Below are 6,187 nucleotides of genomic sequence, written 5' to 3'. Positions count from 1 at the left end.
CACTACACTATCTACATCAGTTTCAGGAGATTCAGTCTTCTTCCAGCGAGGGTTATTATCTGACAGGCCTAATGTACCGTATGCTGGGACGCAAGGATGAGGCCATCGCTGCATTTAACCAATCCATTGCTGTCTATCGTTCTCTGCCAAAATATCGCAAACGAAGTGAGCGCAAGTGGGCTGCACGCAGTTTATTCCGTAAAATAATCAGCTAAACCGCACGCTGAAACGCAAAAAAGAGATTCAACATGAACAGTTAATCTGCCATGATGAACCTCTTTCTTTATTATACTTTTTTCTGGTCCAGAGCATCCTCTTTCGCTCATCGTAACGGCGCATAACCAAGCCGATTCAGCTCTTCCGCAATCACACGATAACCACGGCTGTTCGGATGTATCCGGTCCAGCGAAAGCAGTGCCCGTTCATTGCCTTCAAATGCGGGGTAAATATTGGCTACCCGGTAATTGGGTCCGCCCAATGTATAGAGAAACGAGTTGTATTGACGCACGTATACTCCCGCCTCTCTCACCCCTGGAAAAGGATTATACAATCCTACCATTCGGATGATAAATGGCTCACGCTGACCGAGCTTGATTTGATACAGGGCATGTACAATTTGGCGCACATGTTCTTTGGTGTGATTCAGCGCTTGTGGAATGGAAGAACCCGACAAGCCTCGGCTTCCAGCAAGTGAACTGATATATGGACGCAGATCATTCCCGCCGATCGTCACCGTTATGAGTTCAGCCCGGCTGATCGCCGACCGAAAAAACGAATTGTTGCGAACCATGGACAGCAGTTCCTGCGACGTCAATCCGTTGATTCCCAAATTCTCGTAACTGACGGGTGTGCGGAGATATCTTTCCGCCATTCGCTGATAGACAGGTACAAAGCCACCACCCAGCAACGTCCCTGCACCTGTCGTTAAAGAATCTCCAATCGCTGTGTAGTGATACGCCAATGAAACCCACCTCCCTCCGACATAACATATATTATGTAGAAAAAAGGAAGCGGGACCCGGAGATTCGCTTATTCTTCGTCTATTTCATATACACAATGGAATTGCCCACCATCTGGCAAATCCTCCGATCCATAGACAGCAAAGCCCACGTTGCGGAAAAAATCTGCCCCCTCTGCATCCGTATCCACCGTTAGGCGCTTCGGGCTACGTTCCTTAATAAGCGTAAGCAACATCCCTCTGCCGTAGCCTCTATGACGATTTTCAGGCAATACAGCCAGGTGATGGAGCACGATCGTTTCATCCTCTCGCTCCTCAAAACCGACAACACCTACAATAAGTCCTTCATCTTCCACACCGAACAAATTCCATTCATCCGAGGATTGATAAGCACGTAAAGCAGCCTCCCCGCGTTCAGGATGATCTAGCACGGCGTAGGTAAGCAGCTCAAGCACCTCCTCCCGATCTGAATCTGGTTTTATATTTTTAAACATCGTTATTCGTCTCTCCCTATCATCTAAAATGAGGTTACACCTTAATTCTCCATAATAAGCAATGGCCAGTTATCTAACCATTGTTTCTCAAATACACGCTGGCGAAAAGCCGTAGTGTGACGGAACAAGGGGCTTTGACGTACCCGCATATCCAGCAAATCTTTCAATCCATACGGACAAATGACCTCCATTTGATCCTTGGCATTCAATCGAATGGCTACCGCTGTGGCCGTCTCTGGCCAGCGGCTCATCGCATCCTCTATCGAAGAATACGGAGCTTCCCCGTTGTGAATATGCATCCGCGCTTGATTTTTGACAGACCAGTTGCGTCCTGCCTGTTTACGATTCAAGGAATGCTCCAGAAACTCATCTCGTTCCTCTAGCGTATTTTTGGGGTCAAAATAAATAACATCGATATCGTTTAGAGGCGTGGCCGTTGTATAGCCATGAAGCTTGTCCCACACACGATTGCGTACATAGCCTGCGGCTATACAGCCTTGCGGAAGCTTCAACTCACGTACATAGCGCAAGTCTTCCAAGACCTGTGGATCATTCATATACTGTATAATTCGTAGCACATCTTCTTCCGACTGCATCCTGTACTCAGCCCCTTTTTTATGATGACAGCTGCTGCACGGAATCTCCTCCCTGGGCCGCAAACCGAGCTGTGCGTTGCGCCAGACGGCGACGTGCGACAAGCAGGAACGGAATCCCAATCACAACCGACAGTGAAACCGGACCAAAAACGGCAAGCGGTGCCGTTTGACCGTAAATATCCAGCAACCAGCCACCAAATAAAGGAGCCAGTACACTGCCTAAATTATTAAAACCGATCGTACCAAAGTAGGTCCCTTTATATTGAGCATCAGCAATTTGATCAATCAGTACGTCCAGCATCGTGAATAATAACACTTCACCTACTGTAAACAGCACCATATCCAGTATAAACATCCAGCCTGAATTTAACATACCGCACAGCAGCAGGCTGACTGCAATACATATATTCCCTGCTATTAAGGAATTCACTGGAGAAAAGCGGCTTGCCAACCGCACCAGCGGATACTGAAAAGCCAAGACGCAAACCGCGTTGACCGTTAGCATATATGTAAACCACCGGGTACCTTCCTCAAAGGACAATGATAAAAATTGAGGCATCGTCGAATTGGAATGGGCATAGCCCATTACGCAGAATACGGTTCCCAGCAGAATCGGCATAAATATGGGATCTCGACTAGCGGTTCGGAACGCTTCGCCCATCCGCAGCGGAGCCTCTCCCACTGTTGTGCCGACATGCAGATCCGATGCATACCGAGTAAACTGGATCAACAGCAGTACCCCGTATAGAGCATAGACACCAGCGGCTACCATGAACGGCGTACCTGTAGACGCCGATCCTAACATCAAACCAAGCAGTGGCCCTGCTACCACACCAACATTAATTGCCGCGTATCTCATGTTGTAGACGAGCAATCTTTTCTCCTTGGGGGTTACATCTGATAATAGCGCCCGCGAAGTTGGCTCAAATAAGGATCTGCACAGTCCATTCAGAGCATTAATGACAAAAAAGGCCCATGCCACTTCTGCCGACGCAAAAGCGACGAATACAAGCGCCCAACTCGCGATGGATACCAGCATCACCTTACGCCGTCCGATCCGGTCTGAAATATATCCACCGTAAAAGCTGGCAAAAATGCCAACCAGCGAGCTGACCGACACGATCACCCCTGTATGAAAGGGGGACACCCCTAGATGAGTGGTCAGGTAAATAGATAAAAACGGGATACTCATAGAGGTGGCCATCCGACCAAAAATGGTACCCGCTATAATTGTCCAGGCCAGCGGGTGAATGGAACGCAGCTGTTCTTTCATATATTTAACTTAGATCCTCCTTCTAGGTGCAAGTGCAAGTCTAACAAAAGGGAAGCATCAGTCTAGCACTGGTGAATATAACGTTCTAGTTCTACACACGTTGCCTGATAGACGGACTGGAGCACAGACAACTTCACATGTGCATTCCCGAGTCGGTTCTCCCGTGCAAGCTGTTCAATATCAGACAGCAACTTGGACAAACGTCCGACCCCCAGACTCACGCTGCCTGATTTCAGCTCATGAGCAGCCTCTACTACTTTTGTAGTTTCGCCCGCAGCAACCAGTTCTATTAACTTGTTGATTTTGGCAGGTGTATCACTGGTATACATTTCGACTAATGACTCTAGTAATCCCGTGCTGCCATCCTCGTCCAGCAGCATAATTTCACGAATAACATCCTCATTCAAAATAGGCTCGGACTCCGGCGTGGGGAGCCATTTGACCAGCTTTTCTGCGAGATTTTCAATCGTCACTGGCTTTATCAAGTAATCGTTCACTCCAGCTTCCCGCTCACGGGTCTGGTCTTCCCCAAACCCATTTCCGGTCAACGAAATGATCGGCACAGGCGGCTGCTGATTTTCTGCTTCCCACTGACGAATTGTCTTCGCCGCATCGTGACCGTTTAGCAGAGGCATGTGATGATCCATTAGAATACAGGCGTAGGATCGTTCGGCAGCCGCTCTAACTGCGGCTTGTCCATCCTCCACAAAGTCAATACGTTGGAACCCAAGATGGTTGAGCTGTGATTGCACCACTTGACGATTCACCCGATTATCCTCAGCCACCAAGATCGCTTGAGAATGACTATGCTCACGAAGCAACTCGCTATGTGCCGTCAGTTCACCATTTTCATGTCCCTCTATTTCGTCTGCCTTTCCTGAAGCCTTCCTGAAGGGAATTTCAAACCAGAAAGTGGAGCCTTGGCCTTCTTCGCTGACGACCCCAATCTCTCCCTGCATAAGTTTCACAAATGAACTGCATATCCACAGCCCCAGACCCGTTCCTCCATATTGGGAGGCACTGCCTTCACCGGCTTGCACATAGGGCTGAAACAGCTTGTCCTGATCCTCCGGTGAAATCCCGATGCCCGAATCCTGTACTTCAAAACGAACACGTTGGGAATCTGTTGTTTCCTCAACCAATTTTGTTCGAACAACAAGTATCCCTTCGCTCGTAAACTTATTCGCATTGTTCAACAGATTAAGCAAGATCTGCATGATCCTTGCCGAATCTCCTTCGAGATGCTCTGCAACGCCAGGATCAGTCTCTATATTCAAACGATTGCCCATCTGATAGATTTGCGGCTCCAACAGCTGAGCAACATGGCTCATAATCGCCTGGACTCTGACATTTCCGATCTCCAGTTCCATCTGTCCTGCTTCTATTTTGGATATATCGAGCAAATTATTAATCATGTTTAACAGTAGAGAGGCCGACTCACGTATTACATTGATGGCCTGCCGTTGCTCTGGAGATAGTTTGGATGAACCTAACATTTCGATCATCCCCAGGATTCCGTTCATTGGCGTTCTGAATTCATGACTAACCACGGCGAGAAAAGTGCTCTTCAGATCATTAGCCCGTATCGCTTCTTCCTTTGTCCGCTTTAATTCCGCATTGCTTTTGGCAAGCTGACGCTGCAGATTGACCAGCTCGTTGTTCATTGCTGAAAATTCATTCAGCAGCTTTTCTTCCTCAGCTTTGCTTTTCACAACCTCATCCGTTAATTGTTCGACCGTTCTCCGCAGGACAGCCATTTCTGCTGCCGGTTCCTTCATATTAAAAGGCCCCCTTTACAAAATGACTTACGGGTTGCCAACACTAACATTATCTCTTAAGCGAAAGTAGGTCCTCTGCTACCTCCAGTGCTTCCTCTGCACCCGGTGCGTATCCGTCCGCCCCCACTTCCTGCCATAAGTGTGGATCGAGATTAAAAGGCAGACCACCGACCATAATTTTCACATGCCTAGTAGCTGTATCTTTACGAATAACAGCAATCAACTTTTTCACCAGATGGACATGGTAAGCCATGGTGGCTGAGATAGCCACCACATCTGCTTTGTAACTCACAATAGCTTGAAGCAGACTCCGGTCAGGTACATTAGACCCTAAATAGTACGTATCCCATCCATCCATCTCGAATATATCAGCTAGCATACGCAGACCTATTTCGTGCTGCTCGCTGCCTACACACGCTGCTACGAGACTGCGCCCCTTATTTCCAGTACCTATCCATCTGGGATACAAGCTGGAAATAATAAACTGAGTCGCGGCAGTACAAAAATGTTCCTGACCAACCGTGATTTTGCCTTCATGCCACAAGCGGCCTATTTCGTATTGCGAGATTTGAAAAATATATTTGTAAGTATGTTGAATAGATGTACCTTCATCAAGCAATCGGACGATCCCATCCAAAGCTTGCCTGCGATTACCTGAGAGTAAATATTCCAAATACTGAGTCACATCGGCAGCATAGGGATTATCATCTGTAATAAAAGAGGCATACTCCTCTTTCTTCCCAATTTGCTGTATCCCCAATTCCAGATGCATCAGCACTGTCGTTTTATCCGAGTGATGGAAGTGCTCTACCACTGTCTCCCGAATTAATTGGAAATTGATGATTAAATCTTCTTGGGTTATGCCGAACCCTTCTAGAAGTCTCTTTAACCAGACAACATAATACGTAAATAAAATAGGACTGTTCATAATTACACTTTCAGCTAAATAGTTTAAACTATATATAGAGTCCTGTTTTGTTTTTATTTTACCGTTGTCCCCAAAGCGCTCCAAAAGATCCGGCTGTAATTCGTATTGTTTATGGGTAACTAATTCAGCCAAATTTCCGGCTTGCATCAATAGCGACTCA

Annotated in this window: 6 protein-coding genes and 1 pseudogene; 1 reads left to right on the top strand and 6 read right to left on the bottom strand. The window is 47.2% G+C overall.

Annotated features, from left to right (window positions below):
- Positions 1-215, top strand: a pseudogene (locus AC5V8P_RS22415) (tetratricopeptide repeat protein); the annotation flags it as partial.
- A 107-nt stretch (positions 216-322) separates the two neighbouring features.
- On the opposite strand, the gene AC5V8P_RS22410 reads toward AC5V8P_RS22415, so the two are convergent.
- The 6 genes from AC5V8P_RS22410 to AC5V8P_RS22385 all read right to left on the bottom strand — a co-directional run.
- Positions 323-961 (bottom strand): GDSL-type esterase/lipase family protein, encoded by a 639-nt coding sequence (locus AC5V8P_RS22410; RefSeq protein WP_063209062.1) that lies wholly within the window; start codon positions 959-961, stop codon positions 323-325.
- Positions 962-1,029: 68 nt separating this feature from the next.
- Entirely contained in the window at positions 1,030-1,452 is a 423-nt protein-coding gene (locus tag AC5V8P_RS22405; protein WP_063209064.1) for a GNAT family N-acetyltransferase, read from the bottom strand.
- Positions 1,453-1,493: 41 nt separating this feature from the next.
- Positions 1,494-2,048 carry a nucleotidyltransferase family protein gene (locus AC5V8P_RS22400; protein WP_064798139.1) on the bottom strand — a complete coding sequence of 185 codons (555 nt, stop codon included), beginning with the start codon at positions 2,046-2,048 and terminating at the stop codon, positions 1,494-1,496.
- Positions 2,049-2,067: 19 nt separating this feature from the next.
- A complete protein-coding gene (locus tag AC5V8P_RS22395; RefSeq protein ID WP_064798140.1) occupies positions 2,068-3,321 on the bottom strand; it encodes an MDR family MFS transporter in 1,254 nt (417 codons plus the stop codon).
- Between the two features lie 62 nt (positions 3,322-3,383).
- Positions 3,384-5,099 (bottom strand): ATP-binding protein, encoded by a 1,716-nt coding sequence (locus tag AC5V8P_RS22390; RefSeq protein ID WP_064798141.1) that lies wholly within the window; start codon positions 5,097-5,099, stop codon positions 3,384-3,386.
- A 49-nt stretch (positions 5,100-5,148) separates the two neighbouring features.
- Positions 5,149-6,187: cobalamin B12-binding domain-containing protein (locus AC5V8P_RS22385; RefSeq protein WP_495473877.1), on the bottom strand; the 1,039-nt coding region annotated here is incomplete at its 5' end.

This window comes from Paenibacillus sp. N119s, from assembly GCF_059447605.1.
The sequence above is the reverse complement of the archived record's forward strand: the minus strand, read 5'-3'. Positions and strand labels throughout refer to the sequence as shown.